Origin of the sequence: Bradyrhizobium genosp. P (genome assembly GCF_049949265.1) — a bacterium.
Taxonomy (GTDB): domain Bacteria; phylum Pseudomonadota; class Alphaproteobacteria; order Rhizobiales; family Xanthobacteraceae; genus Bradyrhizobium.
Genome location: NZ_CP188195.1, coordinates 3554813 through 3578235, shown reverse-complemented (window position 1 = coordinate 3578235; position 23423 = coordinate 3554813). Strand labels below are relative to the sequence as shown.

Sequence of the window (23423 nt, the reverse complement as noted above, 5' to 3'; positions counted from 1 at the left end):
GCTCACGTCACCTTCCTGATCTTGAAGCTGGCGAGATAGTCGTCGGGCGCGGCCGGATCGAAGGCCTTGCCCATCACCGAGAACGACTTGTAGGCCGAGGCCGGCGGCGAGAGCCCCATCTCGGTCATCACCTTCCTGGTGTCGGTGGCGAGATAGACCTGCTCGGCCACCGCCTTGTAGTCGACGTCGCCCTTGATCTGGCCCCAGCGCTTCATCTGCGTCAGCATCCACACCGCAAAGGATTGCCAGGGAAACGGATCGAAATCGACGCGCTTGGGATCTGTCTTCACGCCGCCGAGGCCGTCGGCGTAGATGCCGGTCAGCGACTGCTCGAGCACCGTCACGGGCGCGTTGATGTAGTTGGCCGGCGCGATCGCCTCCGCGATCTGCTTGCGGTTCTCGGCCTTCGACGCATAGCCGGTCGCATCCACGATGGCGCGCGTCAGTGCGGCGAACGAATTCGGCGCCGTCGTGATGAACTCCCGGCTCGCGGCGAAGCTGCAGCAGGGATGGCCGTCCCAGATCTCCTTGGACAGAATGTGCAGGAAGCCCGCGCCGTCATAGATCGCGCGCTGGCAAATGTTGTCGGGCGCGAGGAAGCCGTCGATGTTGTCGGCGCGCAAATTGGCGACCATCTCGGGCGGCGGCACCGAGCGGAGCTGCACGTCGGTATCCGGATCGATCCCGTGCTCGGCCAGATAATAGCGCAGCAGGTAATTGTGCATGGAGTAGTCGAACGGAATGGCGAACTTCATGCCCTTCCAGTCCGCAGGATTACGCCGATCCTTATGCTTCATCGCCAGCGTAATGCCCTGCCCGTTGATATTCTCGATCGCGGGCACCGTGAACGGGATCGCGGTAGCGCCCAAGCCCAGCGTGATCGCGATCGGCATCGGCGCCAGCATGTGGGCGGCGTCGTATTCCTTGTTGATGGTCTTGTCGCGCACCACCGCCCAGCCGGCGGTCTTCACGACCTCAACATTGAGACCTTGCTTGGCATAGAAGCCGAGCGGCGCCGCCATGATGATCGGGGTCGCGCAGGTGATCGGGATGAAGCCGACCTTGAGGTCCTTCTTCTCCGGCGCTCCAGCTTCGGCAAACGCCTCGGTTGCCGTCTTCAGCGGGAAGAACTGCGACAGCGCGGCGAGCGCGGTCGAAGCGCCGACCGATTTCAGGAAGGCACGGCGCGCGGCGTCCTGCGGAAACACGGCGCGCATCACGGCGGAGGCGACGATACCTTCGTAACGCTTCTCCTCACTGTCAGCCGGCAACACCGGCTCGCAACGCAGCGCACGCTCGACATGATCGTGCTCGGCCACGGAGCGATGTTGGCCGCAGACGCAGCCCGATCGCGTGAGCTCGCGGTCGGCGTCGAAGGGATCGTCGAAGGTGGACATGCTGCGCCTCATTGTCGCACCGGGCCGCGGCGGATACCGCGATCCGGCCAATTGATCACCGCCCGGCCGCGCTTTGCGCCGCCGGTCGATGAAAATCATGCAGGTTCTATGCCGCCTTGCTTGTTGCGACGTCAGCGGTCGGCAAGCCTTCATCGATCGGCAACGACGGATCGCGCGACCATTCGTTCCACGAGCCGAAGTACATGCGCACGTCCTTCACGCCTGCGTTCTTCAGCGCGAGGAACGTGTTCGAGGCGCGCGCCCCCTTGAAGCAATAGAGATAGACCGGCGTCGACTGCGCGATGCCGACGGTCGCGCATTCCGCGAGGATCTCGTCCTTGGACTTGAAGCGCTGGCCCTCGCCGGTCGGCTTCATCATGCGGTACCATTCGAGCCAGACGGCGCCGGGGATGCGGCCCTTGCGCGGGCAGTAATCCTTGCCGTAGGGCGAGGAGCTGTCGCCGATCCACTCGTCGACATCGCGCACGTCGAGGATCGCAATGCCGGGCTTGTCGAGCGCCGCCAGCATCGCCTTGGCGTCGATCAGGATGTCGCCGGCCTCGGGGACGACCGTGAACGACGCCTTGATCGGCACCGGAACGTCGGTGGTAACAGGCAGGTCCGCCGCCTTCCAGGCTTCGTAGCCGCCGTGGAGGACCTTGATCTTGGGATAGCCGAGCATGGTGAGCAGATAGTAGCCGCGGCAGGACTGGCCGAAGCCGGAGTTCATCGACTGCTCGTAGATGACGGCGGTTTCGGTACCGGAAAGCCCGGCGGCGCCGAATGCATTGGCGAACTTGGTCTTCAACTCGTGCATACCCTCCGGCGTCGAGGTCGCGAGATAGGTGAAGATGTCATGCACATTGACGGCGTTGGGCAAGTGTCCCGCCGCATAGGCATCCGGATTCCGTGTGTCGATGACGACACAGGGTTCTTTCGTGATGAGCTCGGCAAGTTCGCCGGCGGTAATCAGAACGTCCGTCATGGCAGCCTCTCCTGTTTGCAGTTGCAGTCTTGGTGGTCCCGAACTCCTCAACCGTCCGCCAGCATCTTGCGAAGCTGCTTGGTGGCGGGCGTAACGATGGCGACGAAATAGGCCTCGCGCAGTCTTCGCTGCGCGCGGTGGCTCATCAAATAGCCGCGCGCGCCGCAATGGAGCATCGCCGCATGCGCGACCGCGACGCTGGCATCGCCGATCCGCAAGCGCAGCGCGACGACGCGGCGCCAGTAGCTGTCGTCTTCATTGTAGGGATCGCGCGCCAGCGTCATCGCCTCCTTCTCGAACTCGGCGTGCAACTCACGGAATTGCAGCGGTTGCTGCGGCAGATAGCGGTTGACGTGGCCGAGCGGCGCATGGACCTCGTCCATGATGTTGATGCAGTCCTTCATCAGGCCGAGGCCCATGCCGGCCTGCAGCAGGATGAAGCCGGCGCGGATCTTCTTGACGAACGGCGCCGCCGCCTCGGCCAGGATCAGCTCATCCGGCACGAACACATCGCGGAACTGCACGCCGTAGGTGCCGGTGCCGTCCATCGCCAGGAACGGCTTGCACGGCTGCAGCGTGATGGCGGGATTGGCGCAATCAGCGAGGAACATCACGGTACTGCCCGGCTCGCCCTTGGCGATGCCGCCTGCCTCGTCCTCCCGCTCGAAGATCGTGCCGAAGTAATGGTCAGGCCCGAGGTTCGACACCCAGGGCAGCGCGCCGCGAACGACATAGCCGCCCTCAACCTTGCGGCCCTTCAGCTTCAGCCGCTCGATGCCGAACAAGCTCTTCATCGGATTGGAGAGGCCAGTGCCGCCGAGCACGCGACCGCTCGAAAAACTGTCGCCGAAGCGCACGGCGAGCTTCATGTTGGTGGAATTGGCGGCGTACCAGACCAGCGTGTTCTGGCACCAGGCCATGAAGGCGGTGGCGCCGCAGACTTCGCCGAGCGCAGCCATCGACTGGATCGCACAGCGCAAATCGGCCGGCCCTTCCTGCGGGACGTGGCTGGCCCAGGCGCCGACTTCGCCGAGCCGGCGCAGGAATTCCCCCGGATAGACCGAGCCGGCATCGATTGCGGATGCAAGCGGTGCCAGCTCCTGACGGGCCAACCGGGCGACCTCGTCGGCAATGGTAGGTGCGGGACCTGCAATGTCGACCCGCGATAAGGCCAGTGAACCCATTGAACCCATGGATCGTCTCCGCACCTTTGGTGATTGCCGGTCTTGCGTTACGCGCTGACCTCGAGGTTGACCGGACGGGTGAAGGTGTTGGCGACCGGCGACCACTTCTTCACGTGGGTCACCAGCGCATCGATCTCTTCCTGTGGGACGCCTTCGCATTCCATGTCGACCTTGACGCGGACATCGGTGAAGCCGACCGGCTTCTCGCTGACGTCGCCGGTGCCCCATACCGCTGTGATGTTGAGGTCGCCCTCGAGCTGCAGCTCGAGCTTGTTGACGGTCCAGCCGCGATGCACGGCATTGGCGTGCAGGCCGACCGCAAGGCAGGAGCCGAGTGCGGCAAGCGAGGCTTCCGACGGATTGGGCGCGGTGTCGTCACCGAGCAGGCCGGGCGGCTCGTCGACGATGTACGGCGCGAGGTTGCGGATGTAGTTGGCGTGGCGGAACCTGCCCTCGGCGACCGTCTTGCACTTCAAGGTCTTGATGACCTTCGGGTTGGCCTTGCCGTTGGCAATCAGCTGTTCCAGCCCGTCCTTGTCGATCGGGGCGAGGCAGCCCGTCAGCGCCGTTTTTTGAGCGACAGCAGTCATCAGTTTTCTCCCTGGAGCGGTGAAATATAAGGATACCGAACGGTCTGTTTCCTGCACGAAGCGTGCCAGACCGGGGCCAAAACAAAATGCGAAGCGGCGCAGGCGCTTAACCTGCCATGCCCATGGATTGATCAGGGCTTCGCTGCCCAAACGCGATGCATCTGCTTCCAGAACGCGATCATTTTGGACGCATGACCGGTCACGTGAAGATGCGACTTGATGATTGTGCCGCGGTCCGATTTACTGCCGCGCATGGGCAAATCAGTTGCAAAGAAAAAACCTGCCGCGGCGTTCGCTGCCGGCGATGATGAATCCGCGCGCGGTCGCCTGCTGAACGCGGCGACGCGGCTGTTCTGCAAGAACGGCATCAACGCGACAGGCATCGATGCGATCATCGACGAGGCCGGAACCGCGAAGACCACGCTCTACAAATTATTCGGATCGAAGACCAACCTCGTCCACGCCGTGCTGGAGAGCGAAGGCAAGCAGTGGCGCGAATGGTTCATCGGTGCGATCGAAGCCGGCGGCGGCGATCCGCAGACCAAGCTCACGCGGATCTTCCCGGCGCTGAAGATCTGGTTCGCCGAGGAGCGCTTCTACGGCTGCCCCTTCATCAACGCGGTCGCCGAGCACGACAAGGATGCGAAGCAGTTCCGCAATATCGCGCTGCGCCACAAGAAGGTGGTGCTGGCGCATATCGAGAAGCTCGCCGCCGAAATGGGTGCGGTCGAGCCGGCAAGCCTCGCCCATCAGCTCGCACTCCTGATCGACGGCGCCATCGTCGCCGCCATGGTGTCGTGCGATCCCGGCGTGGCCGACACCGCAGGCCTCGCCGCGGGCAATCTGTTCGCGCCGTCGAAGGTGAAGAAGGCCAAGCGCGCGGGCAGCGCGGCCGAGCAGCTCGTCGCGGTCTAAAACCGGACGAGGTAGGTAGAATCAGCCAGCCGCGGTTTCGGCTCACCTCTCCCCGTCGGGGAGAGGTCGGATTGCGAAGCAATCCGGGTGAGGGATCTTGCTCTCTCGATAGACCGTAATCCCTCACCCGATTTGCTGCGCAACTCGACCTCTCCCAAGGGAGAGGTGAACTTTGGACGCGGCTCCGGTTCGACCTAATCCCATCATGCGTTAGGCTCCGCACTCGTAGCCTGCGACGGTTGCGTTCGGCATTCAGTCGATCTGCGCGGTGTTGCCCGTGTATCGACTAAGCTCGATTCCGTTGCCGACCGGCAGGAGGATCGATTCAAATCCAGCCTGACGCTGCACATGTTGACGGTACGCCGTCATTTCGGCTCGGAAGAACTCCGGATGAAGGATGTTGTCGGCTGCAACGAACGCGCCCTCCGACAGCTTCGGATGGACGAGGTCGAAGCACGGAACGTACAGGTCCTTCCAAAGGTCGATAAGGACGAAATCGAACGGTCCGGGAAGGGACGCAACAACCTCGCGCGCGTCGCCGGTAACAAACTCCACAAATGAATCGAGACCGGCCGCCGTCAGATGCTCGTTTGCATAGCGTTGCTTGTCGGCGTTGATATCGACGCTGATCACTTTTCCCTGACAGGCGCGCGCGGCCTCGGCAAAGAAGATAGTCGAATAGCCGTAGGATGTGCCAAGCTCGAGTATCGTTCGAGCCTGCGACGACCTGATGATGAGGTTCAACAGCCTGCCGGCGTCCGGCCCGATCGGGATCAGGAATTCATCGACGCGCCGTAGCATCTCTTCCGGCGTGAGCTCTTGCATCAGCGCAAGCTCCACGGCGGCCCGCTGATCATAGCCGGCAAGAACGGCTTCGACTTCTCTGTCCATTGTAACCCTCTACGCCGCCGACCTCTTCTCCACCGTCGCGATGCCGCGCAGCAGCCGCCCGAGCAGATCGGAGCCGGTGATGATGCGCTTCTCGCCGCTCCACACCAGGATCAGATCGTGCTCGATCACGTCGTCGCCGGGCACCTCCGGCACAACCTTCATCAGCCCGATCACGTCGCCGAGCCGCGCTTTCGAATCGCGAACGATGATCGGGCGATGCCAATAGGCGGTCGGGTCGCTCTCGAGCTGGTTGAACAGCGCATCGCGCAGGAAATGATGCGCATCGAGCACGAACACCGGCTCGCCGGCGAGATCGGTCACGATCACCCATTTCATCCCCGACGCGTCGACCTTGCGCAGGAACGGATCGTCGGGAACGCGGTCGAACCTCGGCAACACGCAGCGCTGATTGGCCAGCGGCAGACTCAGGATGCTGTCGGCGTGGATGACCTCTCCCTCTTCGCACACCGAGATGTCGTCAAGGTCGAGGAAGTTCTGGGCGCCGGTCGCCTCCACCTTGCTGATATCGCCGCCGTCGACGACGTGGCGGGCGATCATGTGCCGCAAATCCTGCTCGCGCAAATAGGTGATGCCTTCCGCGCCGAGCCACCAATCGAGCAGCATGGCGGTGGGCTTGGCCAGCGGATACAGCGCGAACCGGTAGAAATTCAGGAACGGCAGGAACCGCGCGGTCATCGCCAGCGCGTTGCGCGAGAAATAGGCTTGGGGAAAAATCTCGCCAAGCAACGTGATGGCGACAGCCGAGAACACGAACGCACCGACGCCGGCGAGCACCGAGTCCGACAACAGCGTGAGCAGCACGTTGGTGGTGACGTTGCCCCAGATGATGGTCGCCAGGATCTGATTGGCGCTCGCGCGAAGCTCGAGCACGCTTGCCGCGTTCTTGTTGCCGCTATCCGCTTCGATCTGAAGCCGCAACATGCTGAGGCTGAACACCGCCAGATTGAGTCCGGAGAACACCGCCGATTGCAGAATGCAGGCGGCAATGCCGATCCAGGTCGAGAAGGTCGCAAAATAAATCATCGAATGCCCCACCTCGATATTGCGGTCACGCAAGCTTATCACAGACCAGCGAGATGACGCCCGAATGACTTGCCCCGCAGTTACCCTGTTCGCGCCGCCGACGGCCGCTCCTCGATTTTGATCCGGCTGAAGCTGCCGTCATATTTGCGTTCTAACTTCGATTCCGTTGGAACGGATCGCGGGCGCGGCCCAACTCGGTTCTGGCGCGTATAAAGGTTAAGCACGCCGATCAGGAGCTGACGCCGCAGGAATATTTCTGGCGAGTAGCGCCTGCGCACAAGTCCAGACATGCCCCTCTCCCAAGACTGGTTTGATCCGGATTGAGCGCTGTGGGATGATCCGGATCGCTGCTGGAAGGTTGGTCCGTTAACGGCCGCCCGATGGCCAAAGAGAAAAACAAGGAGGAATCCAATGAGAAGTTCGTCAGAGCCAACCCGCCGTCATCTCTTGAAAGGTGCTGCCGCCACGGGTGCCGCGGTCCTGCTGGGTAAGCCCGCGATTGCCCAAGGCAAGAAACAGATCGTCATCGGCAACATTGACGCCTATTCGGGGCCCGCTGCGGTCTACTCGGCGATCGGCCGCACGCCGGGGGCCTATTTCAAGATGATCAACGAGGGGGGCGGCATCAACGGCCGCACCATCAAGTACATCACCTATGACGACGCCTACAGCCCGCCCAAGACCGTCGAGCAGGCACGCAAGCTCGTCGAAGGCGATGAGATCGACGTGCTGTTTTCTCCGCTCGGCGCGCCGACCAACGCAGCGATCATGAAGTACATGAACCAGAAGAAGGTCCCTCACCTCTTCATCGCCTCGGGCGCGACCAAGTTCGGCGACTACAAGAATTTCCCGTACACCATGGGCTTCATGCCCTGTTATCAAATCGAGGGACGGACATTCGCGCAACATGTTCTCTCGACCCAGCCCGATGCCAAAATCGGCATCATCTATCAGAACGACGACTTCGGACGCGACGTCTTGAAGGGCTTCAAGGACGGACTCGGCGCCAAAGCCTCCGCGATCGTGGCGGAGCTGTCGTATGAAACAGCGGACCCGACGATCGACAGCCAGGTGGTGCGGTGCAGATCCGCCGGCGCCAACGTGTTCATGAGCCTGACCACGCCGAAATTCGCCGCGCAAGGCATCAAGAAGGTTGCCGAACTGGGCTGGCAGCCGGCGCATTACATCGGCAATAACGCGTCCTCCGCGGGCTCGACGCTGAAGGCTGCGGGCTTCGACATTTCCAAGGGGATCATCTCCAGCGCCTACATGAAGGATCCGGTCGACGCCGCCTGGGACAACGATCCCGCCGTCCAGACCTGGCGCGCGTTTCTCGACAAATACGATCCGGCGGCCGCCAAGAACGACATCTATGCCGCCATCGCCTATGTCGTCAGCCAAACGATGGTTCAGGTGCTCAGGCAGTGCGGCGACGACGTATCGTCTGCAAACATCATGAAGCAGGCGGCAAACCTGAAGGATTTCGAATCCGATTTGTTGCTGTCTGGCATCAAGGTCAACACCTCGCCGACCGACTATTACCCGCTTGAGCAGTTGCAACTGGTGCGCTTCAGCGGCGAGCGCTACGAGATGCTCGGACCTGTCATCGACGGCGGCATTTCGAGGGCCTGATCTTCCGAGACGGGAGCGCCATCCGACAGGATCGGCGCTCCCGTCGTCATCGACTGGAAAAGACGTTGATGGCCGGGACAAGCCCGGCCATGACGAAAGCGTTATTCATTTTCAGCAGCGTCACGACGTCGCGGGTTGAGGCAAGCACTGCGCGGCGCCGCTTCGTTCCAGCGCGGAACTTGAAGTCCGCTAGCGGCTGTATTCATTCGCGGGCCTGTGTCAGGGGCGGACAACCCGCACGGGCCAGTGGAACAATGCGCCATCGAACTTGTCTATCTAGTTAGACAAGTTAAAATGTCGTCGATTCCATTTGGATTAGATCTATTGCAGCAATGACCAAATCTTCCAAGCTGGTGGCCGCGAAACGCGGCAAGGTTCTCCTGGTACGACGCCGATCCGACGGTCTGTGGATGTTTCCCGGCGGGCGCAGGCGCGCGAGAGAGTCCGCAAAGGATTGCCTTCGGCGCGAAATCAAGGAGGAGCTGCCGAAGCTCAAGCTCGGCAGGCTCAGCCTTTGGAAGGAAGTGACAGCAAGGAACGATCGCTCCGGCCGCAAGATGAGCGACGCGATCTTCGTTGCCAAGAACGCCAAGGGCAGGCTGGCGATCGGCGACAAGAAGGAGATCGACCGCGCCGTCTGGCAGAAGCCCCGGGGAGTCCGCTTGACGCCAACGTCACGCTATATCCGCGACCGCCTGTTTCCCAGGAAACAGCGGCGCCGGAGATAACCGGCAGGACATTCGACCCAGCGGAAACCGCCGGCTTCCGCTTCAGCCGCAACGTCGGCCGCTCAGCCATGGCGACGGGCAACTCAGCAAAATCCGTCAAGCCCTCGCATCAAAAATATTTCGGTTTATCGAAAGTGCAACTCAGTGTATAGATTTGCCCGTCTCACCCGATTGAGGGACGCTCGCGATCGTCACGAACGCGCGGTGGGATGCGGTGGACGCCAATGTCACGATTGACGATTGTGGCAGATAGCGGACGGCGAAGTCGTGCAGGCCTGACGCCCTAGTGGCAGGTGTCCTGTCACAAGAGACTGAGGTCTCTTGCTGACGGCGGTGACAAGCAAGCCCAGTCTCACCGGGGAGAGCACGTATAAGCCGTAACCCATCGCGCAGGGAAAGCCGGGTTGTTTCCGGTTACACCTGTGGTCCTACCCCGGTGCTTTCTGTTGCACCGGGCCCATGGGTGCAATCGGCACCCGGCTTTCCCTGCGCCCTCTGTCAAGTGAGAGGGCGAAACGAAATGCAAAGCTCGGACAAATCATGTCGCGAGAACGCGAACGTATGACTCACAAGCCGTGCAAAAAAACTCAGTGTCGTCCCTGCGAAAGCAGGGACCCATAGCCACGAATGCCAGTTGGTTTGCAACGCTGGGGCCACAGCTCGCTTCAACAACACAACCCGGTGGTTATGGGTCCCTCCTTTCGCAGGGACGACCCAGCGGAGAGAACCCCGCACTCAAATCCCTCCTTGCCTCGTGGGCAGACGGCACAAGATCACCGCCCCTGCTGAACACTCCCCTCCAGCCGCTCAAGCTCACCAGCCAGATCACGCTCGACATCGGCCACCTGCATGTCGACCACGCGGTAGTCGCGCGCCTCGAGCCAGGCCCGTCGTCCGGCGCGATCGGCCGCGATCGCATCGCTCTCGCCCGGGTTGACCAGTTCGATCGCGATCCGTTGCACGAACGAGACGAAGTCGGGGATGTGGCGGCCGACCGGGGTCTGGCGCTTGAACAGGCCGGCGAAGCGGCGGTCCCTGGTCAGGGCCTGCCACAGGATCCGCTCCGCGTCGGTCGGGTTGCGGCGGAGCAGCCGGGCCAGCCCGCGGACGGTGCTAGAGTTGTCGGCCACCGCACCGCCCTTCCCCTGCTCGGCGAGCAGCGCCCGCAGCCGGGTCGCCTGGGCGCCGTCGAGCACACCGCCCTTGGCCGGGCCCTTGCGCCCCTCGGCGATCGCCATCACCACTCCATGAAGGGTGTGCATGTCCTGCCTGGTCGGGTCCATCCGGGTGAAGATGTTGCGCAGGTTCACCAGCATGGTGTCGCGCTTCTCGGCCGGGCGCAGGAACTCGACCTTGTCGAGCTCGGCAACGAGGTTGTCGAAGAATGCCTGCATCTGGTGCTGGGAGGCCGGCTCGGACCGCTCGGGCATCGCGAAGGGCAGCGCGCCCGCGGTCGAGAGCTTGAACCACTCATAGCCCATCAGCAGCACCGCCTGCGCCAGATTGAGCGAGGCGAAGCCCGGGTTGACCGGGAAGGTGATGACGCGGTTGGCGAGCGCGACCTCCTCATTGGTCAGGCCCGAACGCTCCCGCCCGAACAGGATGCCGGCCCCGCCGGTCCCGACATGGCCGACGATCTCGCTCGCTGCGCCTTCCGGTCCGACCACCGGCTTGGCCTGGTCATGGGCGCGTGCGGTGGTCGCGAACACCAGCGTGAGGTCGGCGATCGCCTGCTCGACGGTGTCGAACAGCTCAACGGAATCGAGAATGTGGTCGGCACCGGCGGCGGCGCGTTGCGCGGCAACATTCGGCCAGCCGTCGCGCGGCTTGACCAGGCGCAGCCGGCTCAGCGCGAAGTTGCCCATGGCACGCGCCGCCATGCCGATGTTCTCGCCGAGCTGCGGCTCGACCAGGATGACGACGGGACCGGCAAGGTCGTGCCCTGCCTTGGTCTTGTCGGTGCCGGACATCTCACTTCACTTTCTGATTCAACGTCTGAACTCTTTGATTCAACGTCTGACGATTCTGAACGAGCTTCCGAAGACGCTGATTCAACACCTCATGCGAGGGCCCCGAACCGGCTATGCACCGGTTTTCGCCAGGACCATTTTCTCCAAGGAGATAACAGGGTTAGCGGCGTTTGCGAATCCTCAATCGGAATCTCAATTGCGCAAGCACCGCACGGCGCCTTGCGCGCGCTTCACCCTCGGATAGGCTATCAACCACAATCAAAGCGAAGCTGTAAAGCGGGGCTTCAGACGCCGCTTTAACGGCCGGGCGCAAGGGGGAGACGACGATGCGGGGCAGATGGACACTGGCGATTCTTGGAATCGTCCTGATCGTGGCGGGCGGCCTGCTCGCCTATGTCACCCAGACTGCCGGCGGCATCCGCATCCAGGACGTCAGGTTCAAGGGCGCCAACGGCAACACCATGAGCGCCCTGCTCTATATCCCACCGAATGCCACGCCGCAGATCCCGGCGCCGGGCATCCTTGCTGTCCACGGCTACATCAATTCGCGCGAGACCCAGGACGGCTTTGCGATCGAGTTCGCCCGGCGCGGCTATGTCGTGCTCGCCCTCGACCAGACCGGCCATGGCTACAGCGACCCGCCCTCCTTCGCCAACGGGTTTGGCGGTCCCGACGGCCTCGCTTATCTCCGTAGCCTCGACATCGTCGACAAGGACAATATCGGGCTCGAGGGTCACTCGATGGGCGGCTGGACCGTGCTGGCGGCAGCCGCCGCCATGCCCAACGACTACAAGTCGATGGTGCTGGAGGGCTCCTCGACCGGCAAACCGTTCGCCGCCGAGGGCACGCCGAGTTGGCCGCGCAACCTCGCTTTGGTGTTCGCCCAATACGAAGAATTCGCCACCCTGATGTGGGGCGTCGACCTCGCCCGCGACGTCACCCAAAGCCAGAAACTCTGGGCGCTGTTCGACACCAAGGGCGCGGTTGAGCCCGGCAAGATCTACGGCGATCCGGCCGCCGGCACCGCACGGGTGCTCTATGCGCCGGCGATGACCCACCCGGCCGAGCACATCTCCGATGAGGCGATCGGCTACAGCCTCGACTGGTTTGCCAGGACGCTGAAGGGCGGCACCCCGCGCCCGGCCGACGACCAGATCTGGTTCCGTAAGGAGATCGGCACCCTGATCGCGCTGATCGGCTTCGTCGCACTTGTCATCGGCACGTTCGACGGGCTGCTCGAGGCGCCGATGTTCTCCCGCCTGCGGCTGCCCGCGGTCGCCGACGGTACCATGCCGCAGCATGGGGCCGCCAAGGGCCGGCGCTGGACCGCGGCCTTGATCCTGTCTGCGTTCATCCCGGCGCTGACCTATTACCCGGCGTTTGCACTGGGCGGCGCGTTCGTGACGCCGTCGGCGTTCCTGCCCCAGGGCATCACCAACCAGATCCTGGTCTGGGCCATCATCAACGGCCTGATCACGCTCGCCCTGATGGGCTTCGCCCCGAAGCGCGCCAGCCGGGCCGGCCTGATCGGACAATCTGTCATGATCGCGGTGGCGTCGGTTGCGGTCGGCTATGCGGCGCTGCGGCTTTGCGATCTGGCCTTCAAGATCGACTTCCGGTTCTGGATCGTCGCCTTGAAGTTGATGAGCGCGAAGCAATTCCTCATCTTCCTGATCTATCTGATTCCGTTCACGGCGTTTTTCGTCGTGGCGCTGCACGTGCTGCACCGGAATTTCTCGACCCTCGGCGCCCCGCGCGGCGCGCTCTATCTCACGAACATCCTGGCGCTGACGCTCGGCTTCATCGTGCTGCTGGTGCTGCAATACGGCCTGCTGTGGCTAACCGGAAAACTGTTCAACCCGCTCTCGGACCCCGGCTTCGTGCCGCTGTCGACCATCGTCGCCATCCAGTTCGTCCCGCTGCTGGCAATCGTCGCCGTGATCGCGACCTTCACCTGGCGGCGGACCGGCTCGAGCCTGCCGGGCGCCCTGATCGCGGGCTTATTCGTGACCTGGTATGTCGTGGCGGGGACGGCGACGCAGGCGGCGTTTTAGGTGAAAAGATGGGCTGAAACTGCATAACCGCTCCGCTTCCGCCCGCCCCCGGGCGGTGCTATAGCGCAGGCGTATCCCATCCCCGCCGTCAAAAGCGTGCCGTTCCCAAGAGGGCCTCCCCGTCATGGCAAAAATCAAGGTTTCCAATCCCGTCGTCGAACTCGATGGCGACGAGATGACCCGGATCATCTGGCAGTACATCAAGGACAAGCTGATCAACCCGTTCCTGGATGTCGAACTGCTCTATTTCGACCTCGGGATGGAATACCGCGACGCCACCAATGACCAGGTGACCATCGACGCCGCCGAAGCCATCAAGAAGGTCGGCGTCGGCGTGAAGTGCGCCACCATCACCCCCGACGAAGCCCGGGTGAAGGAATTCGGCCTGAAGCAGATGTGGAAGTCGCCGAACGGCACCATCCGCAACATCCTCGGCGGCTGCATCTTCCGCGAACCGATCATCTGCAAGAACGTGCCGCGCCTGGTTCCCGGCTGGTCCAAGCCGATCATCATCGGCCGCCACGCCTTCGGCGACCAGTACCGCGCCACCGACATCAAATTCCCCGGCAAAGGCGTCTTGACGATGAAGTTCGTCGGCGAGGACGGCGCCGTGATCGAGCGGGAAGTGTTCAAGGCGAACGGCGCCGGCGTCGCGATGCAAATGTACAATCTCGACGACTCCATCATCGACTTCGCGCGCGCCTCGTTCAACTACGGCTTGATGCGCAACTATCCGGTCTACCTGTCGACCAAGAACACCATCCTCAAGATCTATGACGGCCGCTTCAAGGACATCTTCCAGGACGTCTTCGAGCGCGAGTTCAAGAAGGACTTCGACGCCAAGGGCCTGACCTACGAGCACCGCCTGATCGACGACATGGTGGCCTCCGCCCTGAAGTGGTCCGGCGGCTATGTCTGGGCCTGCAAGAACTATGACGGCGACGTGCAGTCCGACACCGTGGCCCAGGGCTACGGCTCGCTCGGCCTGATGACCTCGGTGTTGCTGACCCCCGACGGCAAGACGGTGGAAGCCGAAGCCGCCCACGGCACGGTGACCCGCCATTACCGCGAACACCAGAAGGGCAAGGAGACCTCGACCAACTCGATCGCGTCGATCTTTGCCTGGACCCGCGGCCTCGCCCACCGCGCCAAGCTCGACAACAACGCCGAGTTGGCCAAGTTCGCCGCCACGCTCGAGAAGGTCTGCGTCGACACCGTCGAGGACGGCTACATGACCAAGGACCTCGCGCTCCTGGTCGGCGCCGACCAGCGCTGGCTCTCCACCACCGGCTTCCTTGACAAGGTCGCCGAGAACCTGACGAAGGCGATGGCGGCCTAAGCCGCCGTTACCGACCGCAACAGCGAGCGTGACCATGATCTTTCTCAGAAACGTAACGCTCGCAGCCTTGTTGCTGACCGGGTCGGCGGCGCTTGCCGCCGATCCCCTCCCCGGCGCCATCGTGGCGTCAGGTGAGACCGTCATCCTCACGGTCCGCGGCGAGGGCGCGCAGATCTATGAGTGCAAGCCGGTCACCGACGGCAAACTCGCCTGGTCGTTCCGCGAGCCGATCGCGACCCTGATCGCCGACGGCAAGACGGTCGGACGGCATTATGCGGGCCCGAACTGGGAAGACGCCGACGGCAGCGCCGTGACCGGCCGCGTCACCGGCAACGCGCCGGGCGCCGCCGCGTCGGACATTCCCTGGCTGAAGCTCGAAGTGATCTCCCACCGCGGCAATGGCGTGCTGTCAGCCGCCGCCACCGTGCAGCGGATCAACACGTCAGGCGGCCAGATCGACGGCGCCTGCGACAAGGCCGGCACCCTGAAGAGCGCGCCCTACTCGGCGGATTACGTGTTCCTGCGCAAGGGTTGAGGCGGAATGGCGGGAGCTTAGGCGCCGGCCATCGCCTGCTCGATCGCCGACAATGCGGCATCTGCCTTGGCCCCGTCGGGTCCGCCGGCTTGCGCCATGTCGGGACGGCCGCCGCCGCCCTTGCCGCCGAGCGCTTCCGAGCCCTTGCGGACCAATTCGACCGCGTTGAAACGCGAGGTGAGATCGGCGGTGACGCCAACCACGAGGCCGGCCTTGCCGTCCTCGGTGACGCCGACGATCGCGACCACGCCGGAGCCGATCTGCTTCTTGCCGTCGTCGACCAGGCTCTTGAGGTCCTTGGTCTCGACGCCCTCGACCGCGCGTGCCAGCAGCTTGACGTTGCCGACCTCGCGGACACCTGAGGCCGCGCCGTTCGACGCGCCGCCACCGCCCATCGCGAGCTTCTTGCGGGCGTCGGACAGGTCGCGCTCGAGCTTCTTGCGCTCCTCCATCAATGCGGAGATCCGCGCCGGCACATCCTCGACCGTGGTGCGCAGCTCGGCTGCCGCGGTCTTGGCCAATGCCATCGTGTCGTTGGCGTGCTTGCGCGCATGGCGTCCGGTCAGCGCCTCGATGCGGCGCACGCCCGAAGCCACCGCGCTCTCGCCGGTCACCGAGATCAGGCCGATGTCGCCGGTGCGGCGCACATGGGTGCCGCCGCAGAGTTCGACCGACCAGCCGAGTGCGTTCTGGCCGTGCTCGCGGGCAGACTTGCCCATCGAGACCACGCGGACCTCGTCGCCATACTTCTCGCCGAACAGCGCACGCGCGCCAGCCTCACGGGCGTCGTCGACCCCCATGATGCGGGTAGTGACCTCGTCATTGTCCAGCACAACGTCGTTGGCGATGTCCTCGACGCGAGCGAGCTCTTCCGGCGTGATCGGCTTCGGATGCACGAAGTCGAAGCGCAGCCGGTCGGGTGCGACCAGCGAGCCACGCTGCGCGATGTGATCGCCGAGCACCTGGCGCAACGCCTCGTGCAGCAGATGCGTCGCCGAGTGGTTGGCGCGGATCGACGAACGCCTGCCGTGATCGACCACGAGCAGCAGTGCGGTGCCGATCTTCAGCGCCCCCTGCTCCACGGTACCGACGTGCACGAAAAGATCGCCGACCTTCTTCTGCGTTTCGGTGACGCGGAACCTGACACCCTCGCCGGTCAGCATACCGGTGTCGCCGACCTGGCCGCCGGACTCCGCGTAGAACGGCGTCTGATTGAGCACGATCATTCCGGTTTCTCCGGCCTTGAGGCCCTCGACCTCGGTGCCGTCCTTGACCAGCGCCGTCACCGCGCCTTCCGCGCTTTCGGTCTCGTAGCCCAGGAATTCGGTCGCGCCGAGCTTCTCGCGCAGCGGAAACCAGATCGCTTCGGTCGCTGCGTCTCCAGAGCCTGCCCAGGACGCACGCGCCTTCTCGCGCTGCCGGTTCATCGCATCGGTGAACGACGCCTGGTCGACGCTGATGCCGCGCGACTTCAGCGCGTCCTGCGTCAGATCGAGCGGAAAGCCATAGGTGTCGTACAGCGTGAAGGCGGTGTCGCCGTCGAACATGTCGCCCTTTTTCAAGGAGGCGCTCTTCTCGTCGAGGATCGACAGGCCGCGCTCCAGCGTCTTGCGGAATCGGGTCTCTTCCAGCCGAAGCGTCTCCTCGATCAGATTCTCCGCACGCACCAGATCCGGGTAGGCCTGCCCCATCTCGCGGACCAGCGCCCAGACCAGACGATGCATCAGCGGGTCGTGCGCGCCGAGCAGCTGCGCATGGCGCATGGCGCGGCGCATGATCCGGCGCAGCACATAGCCGCGGCCTTCGTTCGACGGCAGCACGCCATCGGCGACGAGGAAGGCCGACGAACGCAGATGGTCCGCGATGACCCGGAACGACGCGACGGTCTGCTCGGTCGGTCCGTGCCCGAGAGCAGACGCAGTGGCGTCGATCAAATGACGGAACAGATCGGTCTCGAACACGCTGTCGACGCCCTGCAGGATGGAGGCCATGCGCTCCAGCCCCAGGCCGGTGTCGATCGAGGGGCGCGGCAGCGGCACGCGCTCCTCCTTCGTCACCTGATCGAACTGCATGAAGACCAGGTTCCAGAATTCGAGGAAGCGATCGCCATCCTCCTCCGGGCTGCCCGGAGGTCCGCCCCAGATGTGCTCGCCGCGGTCGATGAAGATCTCCGAGCACGGACCGCACGGGCCGGTATCGCCCGCCGCCCAGAAATTGTCCGAGGTCGCGATGCGGATGATGCGGTCGTCTGGGAAGCCGGCGATTTTCTTCCAGTAGCCCGCGGCCTCATCGTCGTTGTGGTAGATCGTGACGAGCAGCTTGTCCTTGTTCAGTCCGAATTCCTTGGTGACCAGATTCCAGGCGAGCTCGATCGCGCGCTCCTTGAAGTAGTCGCCGAACGAGAAGTTGCCGAGCATCTCGAAGAAGGTGAGATGGCGCGCGGTGTAGCCGACATTGTCGAGGTCGTTGTGCTTGCCACCGGCACGCACGCATTTTTGCGCGGTGGTGGCGCGCTGATAGGGACGCTTCTCGACACCGGTGAAGACGTTCTTGAACTGCACCATGCCGGCCGCGGTGAACATCAGGGTCGGGTCGTTGCGCGGCACCAGCGGCGACGACGCCACGATCTCGTGGTCGTTCTCCTTGAAATAGTTCAGAAAGGTCGACCTGATGTCGTTGACGCTGCTCATGTTCATCCAATCGGGAAAATGGGCCGGATCAGGCGCAAACAGCGTCATTTTCCGGCCGAACGCTTTTAGACATTGCAGGCCTTGGTGTCCAGAAACTGTGCAGGCGGATCATAGGCTTGCCGCAACAGCACAAAGCCCGTTGATAGCAGCCAGAGCCGCGTTGACAGCCTTGGCGCCGCCGTGTTTCTTTCCTACCTGTTGTTAAGTCACGTCGGGAGAGACCGGCCTTGCGCCGGCGCCGAAGGAGCAACCGCCCCGGAAACTCTCAGGCAAACGGACCGCGTGACGTCTGACATCTGGAAAGAGGCGCTGGAGGGTTTTGCCCTGCTGCGTCCGCCGACGGGATAATACTCTCAGGCACAGCGACAGATGGGGCTTTCTGCAGGTTTCTCAAGGGGAAATAGGTCCCCCGTGGAACCGCGAGGGCTCCGTGATGCTTGCACGCGACAATTCCCCGCTCAAACAGACCCCGTTGCACGCGCTGCATGTAGCCCGCGGGGCCAGGATGGTGCCGTTCGCCGGCTATGACATGCCGGTGCAATACCCCGCCGGCGTCATGAAGGAGCACCTGCACACCCGCAGCCATGCGGGCCTGTTCGATGTCTCCCATATGGGCCAGCTCGCGCTGCGACCGAAATCCAGCAAGGTCGCGGACGCGGCGCTGGCGCTGGAAAGACTGGTGCCGCAGGACATTCTCGGCATCGCGCCGGGACGGCAGCGCTACGCGCAATTCACCAACGATGACGGCGGCCTGCTCGACGACCTGATGGTCGCGAATTTCGGCGATCACCTGTTCCTGGTGGTCAACGCCGCCTGCAAGGCCGAGGATGAGGCGCATCTCCGTGCGCATCTCTCCGACACCTGCGAGATCGTGTCGCTGCCCGACCGCGCACTGATCGCGTTGCAGGGACCGAAGGCCGAATCCGCGCTGGCGAAACTTTGTGCAGATGTCGGTTCGATGAAATTCATGGACACAGGCCCGCGCCGCGTCGGTGACATCGATTGTTTCGTCTCACGCTCCGGCTATACCGGCGAAGACGGCTTTGAGATTTCCGTTCCGGCCGACAACGCCGAGGCGCTGGCCACCGCACTGCTGGACAACCCCGACGTGCTGCCGATCGGCCTCGGCGCACGCGACAGCCTCCGGCTCGAGGCCGGGCTTTGCCTTTATGGCCACGACATCGACACCACGACGACGCCGGTCGAGGGGGCACTGGAATGGTCGGTGCAGAAAGTCCGCCGCAGCGGCGGCGCCCGTGCCGGCGGATTTCCGGGAGCCGACAAGATCCTCGCGCAGTTCGCGCAAGGCGCATCCCGCCGCCGCGTTGGCTTAAGGCCGGACGGTCGCGCGCCGGTGCGCGAAGCTGCCGCGCTGTTTGCCGATGCCGCCGCGACCGAACAGATCGGCAAGGTGACGTCGGGCGGCTTCGGTCCGAGCCTCAATGCCCCTGTTGCGATGGGCTATCTGCCGATTTCCCTTTCTGCCGCCGGCACCACGGTTTTCGCCGAAGTGCGCGGCCAGCGGTTGCCGCTCACGGTCGCCGCCACGCCCTTCGTCCCCAACACCTACAAACGCTAGAGGACAACAATGACGACGCTGTACACGTCCGACCACGAATGGCTCCACATCGAGGGCGATGTCGCCACCATCGGCATCACCGACTATGCGCAATCGCAGCTCGGCGACGTCGTGTTCGTTGAACTGCCCAAGGTCGGCCGCAGCCTGAAGAAGGCCGAGGCTGCCGCCGTCGTCGAGTCCGTCAAGGCTGCCTCCGACGTCTATGCGCCGATCACCGGCGAGGTGCTCGAGGTCAATGAGGCGCTCGTCGCCGAGCCTGCGCTGGTCAATTCCGACGCGGGCGGCAAGGCCTGGTTCTTCAAGCTGAAGATATCGGACAAGAGCGAACTCGGTGGCCTGATGGACGAGGCCGCCTACGCAGCGCACATCGCGTAAGGATCATCCCATGAACGCGCCCTTCAAGCCGACCAACGACGCCGCCACCGATTTCGTCCGCCGCCACATCGGCCCCTCGCCGCGCGATGTCAACGCGATGCTGGAGACGGTCGGCGCCGCGAGCCTGCAAACGCTGATGAGCGAGACGCTGCCGTCCTCGATCCGGCAACAGGCGCCGCTTGATCTCGGCCGTGCGCTGAGCGAAACCGAGGCGCTCGCGCATATGGGCGAGCTCGCCGCGCAGAACCAGGTGTTCACCTCGCTGATCGGCCAGGGCTATTCCGGCACCATCCTGCCCGCGGTAATTCAGCGTAACATCCTGGAAAATCCGGCCTGGTACACGGCCTATACGCCGTATCAGCCGGAGATCAGCCAGGGCCGGCTGGAAGCGCTGTTCAACTTCCAGACCATGATCTGCGACCTCACCGGGCTCGATGTCGCCAACGCCTCGCTGCTCGACGAGGCGACCGCAGCGGCGGAGGCGATGGCGCTCGCCGAGCGGCACTCGCAGGTGAAGGCGAAGGCGTTCTTCGTCGACAAGGAAGTCCATCCGCAGACGCTCGCGGTGATGCGCACCCGCGCCGCGCCCTTGGGCTGGGCGCTGATCGTGGGCGATCCCCTGACCGAGCTCGACAAGACCGATGTGGTCGGCGCGCTGCTGCAATATCCGGGTACGACGGGCGCGGTGCGCGACCTGCGGCCCGCCATCGCATCGTTGCGCGCGAAGGGCGCGCTGGCGATCGTCGCAGCAGATTTGCTGGCGCTGACCCTGATCACCTCACCCGGCGAACTCGGCGCCGACATCGCGGTCGGCTCGGCGCAGCGCTTCGGCGTGCCGATGGGCTATGGCGGTCCGCACGCCGCCTACATGGCGGTGCGCGACACGCTGAAGCGCTGGCTGCCCGGCCGGCTTGTCGGCCTGTCGGTGGATTCGCGCGGCGCGCCGGCCTACCGGCTGGCGCTGCAGACCCGCGAGCAGCACATCCGCCGCGAAAAGGCGACCTCCAACATCTGCACCGCACAGGTGCTGCTCGCCGTGATCGCCTCGATGTATGCGGTCTATCACGGCCCCGAAGGCCTGACCCATATCGCGCGCAGCGTGCATCGCCGCGCCGCCGTGCTGGCGGCTGGCCTGCGCAAGCTCGGCTTTACGCCCGATAGCGAGGCGTTCTTCGACACCGTGACCGTTGAGGTCGGCGCCAGGCAGAGCGAATTCGTCACCCGCGCTTTTGCCGAGCAGATCAACCTGCGGATCGGCGCGACCACGCTCGGCATCGCCATCGACGAGACGACGACGCCCCAGACCATCGAAGCGGTGTGGCGCATCTTCGGCGGCAAGCTCGCTTATGCCGAGATCGAGGCCACCACGCGCGACGCGCTGCCGAAGGAGCTGAAGCGCACCAGCGCCTTCCTCACCCATCCGGTGTTCAACACCCATCGCTCCGAGACCGAGCTGTTGCGCTACATGCGCAAGCTCAGCGATCGCGACCTCGCGCTCGACCGTGCGATGATCCCGCTCGGCTCCTGCACGATGAAGCTGAACGCCACCACAGAGATGATCCCGCTGACCTGGCCGGAATTCGGCAATCTGCATCCGTTTGCGCCGGCGGATCAGGCCAAGGGTTATCATGCGCTGTTCAAGCGGCTGGAGACGTGGCTGTGCGACATCACCGGCTATGATGCGATCTCGCTGCAGCCGAACTCCGGCGCACAGGGCGAATATGCGGGCCTACTCGCGATCCGGGGCTATCACCTCGCGCGCGGCGAGCCGCACCGCAAGATTTGCCTGATCCCCTCCTCCGCGCACGGCACCAATCCGGCGTCGGCGGCGATGGTCGGCATGGATGTCGTTGTGGTCGCCTGCGATGTGCGCGGCGACGTCGATGTCGATGATCTTCGCGCCAAGGCCGAGAAGCACTCGTCCAACCTCGCTGCCGTGATGATCACCTATCCATCGACGCATGGCGTGTTCGAAGAGCACATCCGTGACATCTGCGACATCGTCCACGTCAACGGTGGTCAGGTCTATCTCGACGGCGCCAACATGAATGCGCAGGTCGGCCTCTCCCGGCCCGGCGATTACGGCGCCGATGTCAGCCATCTCAACCTCCACAAAACCTTCTGCATCCCGCATGGCGGCGGCGGCCCCGGCATGGGCCCGATCGGCGTAAGAGCGCATCTGGCACCCTATCTGCCAAGTCATCCCGAGAATCGTCATCCCGCAACCGACGGCGCGACCGTGCACACGGTCGGCCCGGTGTCGGCCGCGCCGTTCGGCTCGGCGTCGATCCTCACCATCTCCTACATCTACATCCTGATGATGGGTGGCGAGGGCCTGACGCGCGCGACCGAGATCGCGATCCTCAACGCCAACTACATCGCCGCACGGCTGCAGCCGCATTTCCCGGTGCTGTACCGTAACGCCAAGGGCCGCGTCGCGCATGAGTGCATCGTCGATCCGCGGGCGCTGAAGACGACCAGCGGCGTCACCGTCGATGATATCGCCAAGCGGCTGATCGACTACGGCTTCCACGCCCCGACGATGAGCTTCCCGGTCGCCGGCACGCTGATGATCGAGCCGACCGAATCGGAATCGAAAGCCGAGATCGACCGCTTCTGCGACGCCATGATCGCGATCCGCAACGAGATCGCCGAGATCGAGAAGGGCCGCTGGAAGGTCGAGGCCTCGCCGCTGCGACATGCGCCGCACACGGTGCACGACATCGCCGACGATGCCTGGAGCAGAGCCTATACCCGCGCCGAAGGCTGCTTCCCGGCCGGCGTGTCGCGATCGGACAAATACTGGAGCCCGGTCGGCCGCGTCGACAATGTCTACGGCGACCGCAATCTGGTGTGCTCGTGCCCGCCGATCGAGGATTACGCGCAGGCCGCAGAGTAAGCCGCTCCTGTAGGATGGGTGGAGCGTAGCGACACCCATCATCTCACCGCGCGGATGCAACAGATGGGTATCGCTTCGCTCCACCATCCTACGCTCGGCCATTATAAGGTTCACCCGATTGCTGGAGAGCAAAGCCGAGCCAGGAGGATTCATGCGCCAGGAGTTCTGGTTTCATTTCCCGTTTCGCGTCCGCTATTCCGAGGTCGACGCGCAGGCCGTGGTGTTCAACGCCCACTACCTCACCTATTTCGACACCGCGATCACCGAATATTTTCGCACCCTCGGCTATGACTACCTCGGCGAGGTCGCGCGGACCGGCGTCGACTTCCACACGGTGAAATCGGTCGTCGAATACAAAGCGCCGATCCGGTTCGACGACGAGATCGACGTCTGCGTGCGGGTCGCAAGGATCGGCCGCTCCTCGATCACGCTTGCACTTGCGATCTTCGCCAGAGGCTCCGAGGATCTTCGCGCGACGGGCGAGATCGTGTGGGTGGCAACCGACCAGAAGACGCATCAATCGGTCGCCGTGACGGAAGAGCTGCGGGCGCTGATTGCGAGCCGGGAAAAGGCGCTGGCGCCGGGGTGAGCGGCCGCGAGCCGCACGCTACGGCTT

The 23423-nt window shown here is 63.9% G+C and carries 19 protein-coding genes and 1 riboswitch; of the genes, 10 read left to right on the top strand and 9 right to left on the bottom strand.

From position 1 onward, the window contains the following. Positions 1–2 precede the first annotated feature (2 nt). From ACP2YO_RS17280 to ACP2YO_RS17265, 4 genes are all read right to left on the bottom strand, one after another. On the bottom strand, positions 3–1397 hold the full coding sequence (locus ACP2YO_RS17280) for a CmpA/NrtA family ABC transporter substrate-binding protein (protein ID WP_426441906.1): 1395 nt from the start codon (positions 1395–1397) through the stop codon (positions 3–5). A gap of 106 nt (positions 1398–1503) precedes the next feature. After that, on the bottom strand, positions 1504–2382 hold the full coding sequence (locus ACP2YO_RS17275; protein ID WP_426441905.1) for a sulfurtransferase: 879 nt from the start codon (positions 2380–2382) through the stop codon (positions 1504–1506). A 47-nt stretch (positions 2383–2429) separates the two neighbouring features. Continuing rightward, positions 2430–3575, bottom strand: a complete 1146-nt coding sequence (locus ACP2YO_RS17270) for an acyl-CoA dehydrogenase family protein (RefSeq protein ID WP_426441904.1) — start codon at positions 3573–3575, stop codon at positions 2430–2432. Positions 3576–3613: 38 nt separating this feature from the next. Continuing rightward, positions 3614–4156, bottom strand: coding sequence for an OsmC family protein (locus tag ACP2YO_RS17265; RefSeq protein ID WP_426441903.1), 543 nt, complete (start codon positions 4154–4156; stop codon positions 3614–3616). A 252-nt stretch (positions 4157–4408) separates the two neighbouring features. On the opposite strand from ACP2YO_RS17265, the gene ACP2YO_RS17260 reads away from it, so the two are divergent. Continuing rightward, on the top strand, positions 4409–5071 hold the full coding sequence (locus ACP2YO_RS17260; RefSeq protein ID WP_426441902.1) for a TetR/AcrR family transcriptional regulator: 663 nt from the start codon (positions 4409–4411) through the stop codon (positions 5069–5071). A 252-nt stretch (positions 5072–5323) separates the two neighbouring features. Here the strand turns inward: ACP2YO_RS17260 and ACP2YO_RS17255 are convergent, their stop codons facing one another. From ACP2YO_RS17255 to ACP2YO_RS17245, 3 genes are all read right to left on the bottom strand, one after another. Then, on the bottom strand, positions 5324–5962 hold the full coding sequence (locus ACP2YO_RS17255) for an O-methyltransferase (protein WP_426441901.1): 639 nt from the start codon (positions 5960–5962) through the stop codon (positions 5324–5326). A gap of 9 nt (positions 5963–5971) precedes the next feature. Then, positions 5972–7006, bottom strand: coding sequence for a DUF21 domain-containing protein (locus ACP2YO_RS17250; RefSeq protein ID WP_426441900.1), 1035 nt, complete (start codon positions 7004–7006; stop codon positions 5972–5974). Positions 7007–7086: 80 nt separating this feature from the next. After that, a complete protein-coding gene (locus tag ACP2YO_RS17245) occupies positions 7087–7296 on the bottom strand; it encodes a hypothetical protein (RefSeq protein WP_426441899.1) in 210 nt (69 codons plus the stop codon). 121 nt (positions 7297–7417) lie between these two features. On the opposite strand from ACP2YO_RS17245, the gene ACP2YO_RS17240 reads away from it, so the two are divergent. Then, complete coding sequence (locus ACP2YO_RS17240; RefSeq protein ID WP_426441898.1) at positions 7418–8638, top strand: ABC transporter substrate-binding protein; 1221 nt, start codon at positions 7418–7420, stop codon at positions 8636–8638. Between the two features lie 332 nt (positions 8639–8970). Continuing rightward, positions 8971–9366 carry an NUDIX hydrolase gene (locus tag ACP2YO_RS17235; protein ID WP_426441897.1) on the top strand — a complete coding sequence of 132 codons (396 nt, stop codon included), beginning with the start codon at positions 8971–8973 and terminating at the stop codon, positions 9364–9366. 773 nt (positions 9367–10139) lie between these two features. On the opposite strand, the gene ACP2YO_RS17230 is transcribed toward ACP2YO_RS17235, so the two are convergent. Beyond that, complete coding sequence (locus tag ACP2YO_RS17230) at positions 10140–11336, bottom strand: TrmJ/YjtD family RNA methyltransferase (protein ID WP_426441896.1); 1197 nt, start codon at positions 11334–11336, stop codon at positions 10140–10142. A 326-nt stretch (positions 11337–11662) separates the two neighbouring features. Here ACP2YO_RS17230 and ACP2YO_RS17225 point away from each other — a divergent pair, with 326 nt between their 5' ends. The 3 genes from ACP2YO_RS17225 to ACP2YO_RS17215 all read left to right on the top strand — a co-directional run bounded on the left by ACP2YO_RS17225 (position 11663) and on the right by ACP2YO_RS17215 (position 15264). Beyond that, on the top strand, positions 11663–13390 hold the full coding sequence (locus tag ACP2YO_RS17225) for an alpha/beta hydrolase family protein (protein WP_426441895.1): 1728 nt from the start codon (positions 11663–11665) through the stop codon (positions 13388–13390). 124 nt (positions 13391–13514) lie between these two features. Further along, positions 13515–14729 (top strand): NADP-dependent isocitrate dehydrogenase, encoded by a 1215-nt coding sequence (locus ACP2YO_RS17220; RefSeq protein WP_426441894.1) that lies wholly within the window; start codon positions 13515–13517, stop codon positions 14727–14729. A gap of 34 nt (positions 14730–14763) precedes the next feature. Then, positions 14764–15264 carry a DUF3455 domain-containing protein gene (locus ACP2YO_RS17215; protein WP_426441893.1) on the top strand — a complete coding sequence of 167 codons (501 nt, stop codon included), beginning with the start codon at positions 14764–14766 and terminating at the stop codon, positions 15262–15264. Positions 15265–15281: 17 nt separating this feature from the next. On the opposite strand, the gene alaS is transcribed toward ACP2YO_RS17215, so the two are convergent. Further along, on the bottom strand, positions 15282–17954 hold the full coding sequence (gene alaS, locus ACP2YO_RS17210; protein WP_426441892.1) for an alanine--tRNA ligase: 2673 nt from the start codon (positions 17952–17954) through the stop codon (positions 15282–15284). Positions 17955–18155: 201 nt separating this feature from the next. Then, a riboswitch (glycine riboswitch) is annotated at positions 18156–18245 on the top strand. 142 nt (positions 18246–18387) lie between these two features. Here alaS and gcvT point away from each other — a divergent pair. From gcvT to ACP2YO_RS17190, 4 genes are all read left to right on the top strand, one after another. Beyond that, complete coding sequence (gene gcvT / locus ACP2YO_RS17205) at positions 18388–19533, top strand: glycine cleavage system aminomethyltransferase GcvT (RefSeq protein WP_426443224.1); 1146 nt, start codon at positions 18388–18390, stop codon at positions 19531–19533. Between the two features lie 9 nt (positions 19534–19542). Continuing rightward, positions 19543–19908, top strand: a complete 366-nt coding sequence (gcvH, locus tag ACP2YO_RS17200; RefSeq protein WP_426441891.1) for a glycine cleavage system protein GcvH — start codon at positions 19543–19545, stop codon at positions 19906–19908. A 10-nt stretch (positions 19909–19918) separates the two neighbouring features. Continuing rightward, a complete protein-coding gene (gene gcvP / locus ACP2YO_RS17195; RefSeq protein WP_426441890.1) occupies positions 19919–22807 on the top strand; it encodes an aminomethyl-transferring glycine dehydrogenase in 2889 nt (962 codons plus the stop codon). Between the two features lie 151 nt (positions 22808–22958). Then, entirely contained in the window at positions 22959–23396 is a 438-nt protein-coding gene (locus ACP2YO_RS17190) for an acyl-CoA thioesterase (protein ID WP_426441889.1), read from the top strand. Positions 23397–23423 lie beyond the last annotated feature (27 nt).

What these genes read in the sequence shown, in the direction of transcription:
- ACP2YO_RS17280 (WP_426441906.1), bottom strand. Translation starts at nt 1,397, where the DNA reads ATGTCCACCTTCGACGATCCCTTCGACGCCGACCGCGAGCTCACGCGA.
- ACP2YO_RS17275 (WP_426441905.1), bottom strand. Translation starts at nt 2,382, where the DNA reads ATGACGGACGTTCTGATTACCGCCGGCGAACTTGCCGAGCTCATCACG.
- ACP2YO_RS17270 (WP_426441904.1), bottom strand. Translation starts at nt 3,575, where the DNA reads ATGGGTTCAATGGGTTCACTGGCCTTATCGCGGGTCGACATTGCAGGT.
- ACP2YO_RS17265 (WP_426441903.1), bottom strand. Translation starts at nt 4,156, where the DNA reads ATGACTGCTGTCGCTCAAAAAACGGCGCTGACGGGCTGCCTCGCCCCG.
- ACP2YO_RS17260 (WP_426441902.1), top strand. Translation starts at nt 4,409, where the DNA reads ATGGGCAAATCAGTTGCAAAGAAAAAACCTGCCGCGGCGTTCGCTGCC.
- ACP2YO_RS17255 (WP_426441901.1), bottom strand. Translation starts at nt 5,962, where the DNA reads ATGGACAGAGAAGTCGAAGCCGTTCTTGCCGGCTATGATCAGCGGGCC.
- ACP2YO_RS17250 (WP_426441900.1), bottom strand. Translation starts at nt 7,006, where the DNA reads ATGATTTATTTTGCGACCTTCTCGACCTGGATCGGCATTGCCGCCTGC.
- ACP2YO_RS17245 (WP_426441899.1), bottom strand. Translation starts at nt 7,296, where the DNA reads ATGTCTGGACTTGTGCGCAGGCGCTACTCGCCAGAAATATTCCTGCGG.
- ACP2YO_RS17240 (WP_426441898.1), top strand. Translation starts at nt 7,418, where the DNA reads ATGAGAAGTTCGTCAGAGCCAACCCGCCGTCATCTCTTGAAAGGTGCT.
- ACP2YO_RS17235 (WP_426441897.1), top strand. Translation starts at nt 8,971, where the DNA reads ATGACCAAATCTTCCAAGCTGGTGGCCGCGAAACGCGGCAAGGTTCTC.
- ACP2YO_RS17230 (WP_426441896.1), bottom strand. Translation starts at nt 11,336, where the DNA reads ATGTCCGGCACCGACAAGACCAAGGCAGGGCACGACCTTGCCGGTCCC.
- ACP2YO_RS17225 (WP_426441895.1), top strand. Translation starts at nt 11,663, where the DNA reads ATGCGGGGCAGATGGACACTGGCGATTCTTGGAATCGTCCTGATCGTG.
- ACP2YO_RS17220 (WP_426441894.1), top strand. Translation starts at nt 13,515, where the DNA reads ATGGCAAAAATCAAGGTTTCCAATCCCGTCGTCGAACTCGATGGCGAC.
- ACP2YO_RS17215 (WP_426441893.1), top strand. Translation starts at nt 14,764, where the DNA reads ATGATCTTTCTCAGAAACGTAACGCTCGCAGCCTTGTTGCTGACCGGG.
- alaS (WP_426441892.1), bottom strand. Translation starts at nt 17,954, where the DNA reads ATGAGCAGCGTCAACGACATCAGGTCGACCTTTCTGAACTATTTCAAG.
- gcvT (WP_426443224.1), top strand. Translation starts at nt 18,388, where the DNA reads ATGCTTGCACGCGACAATTCCCCGCTCAAACAGACCCCGTTGCACGCG.
- gcvH (WP_426441891.1), top strand. Translation starts at nt 19,543, where the DNA reads ATGACGACGCTGTACACGTCCGACCACGAATGGCTCCACATCGAGGGC.
- gcvP (WP_426441890.1), top strand. Translation starts at nt 19,919, where the DNA reads ATGAACGCGCCCTTCAAGCCGACCAACGACGCCGCCACCGATTTCGTC.
- ACP2YO_RS17190 (WP_426441889.1), top strand. Translation starts at nt 22,959, where the DNA reads ATGCGCCAGGAGTTCTGGTTTCATTTCCCGTTTCGCGTCCGCTATTCC.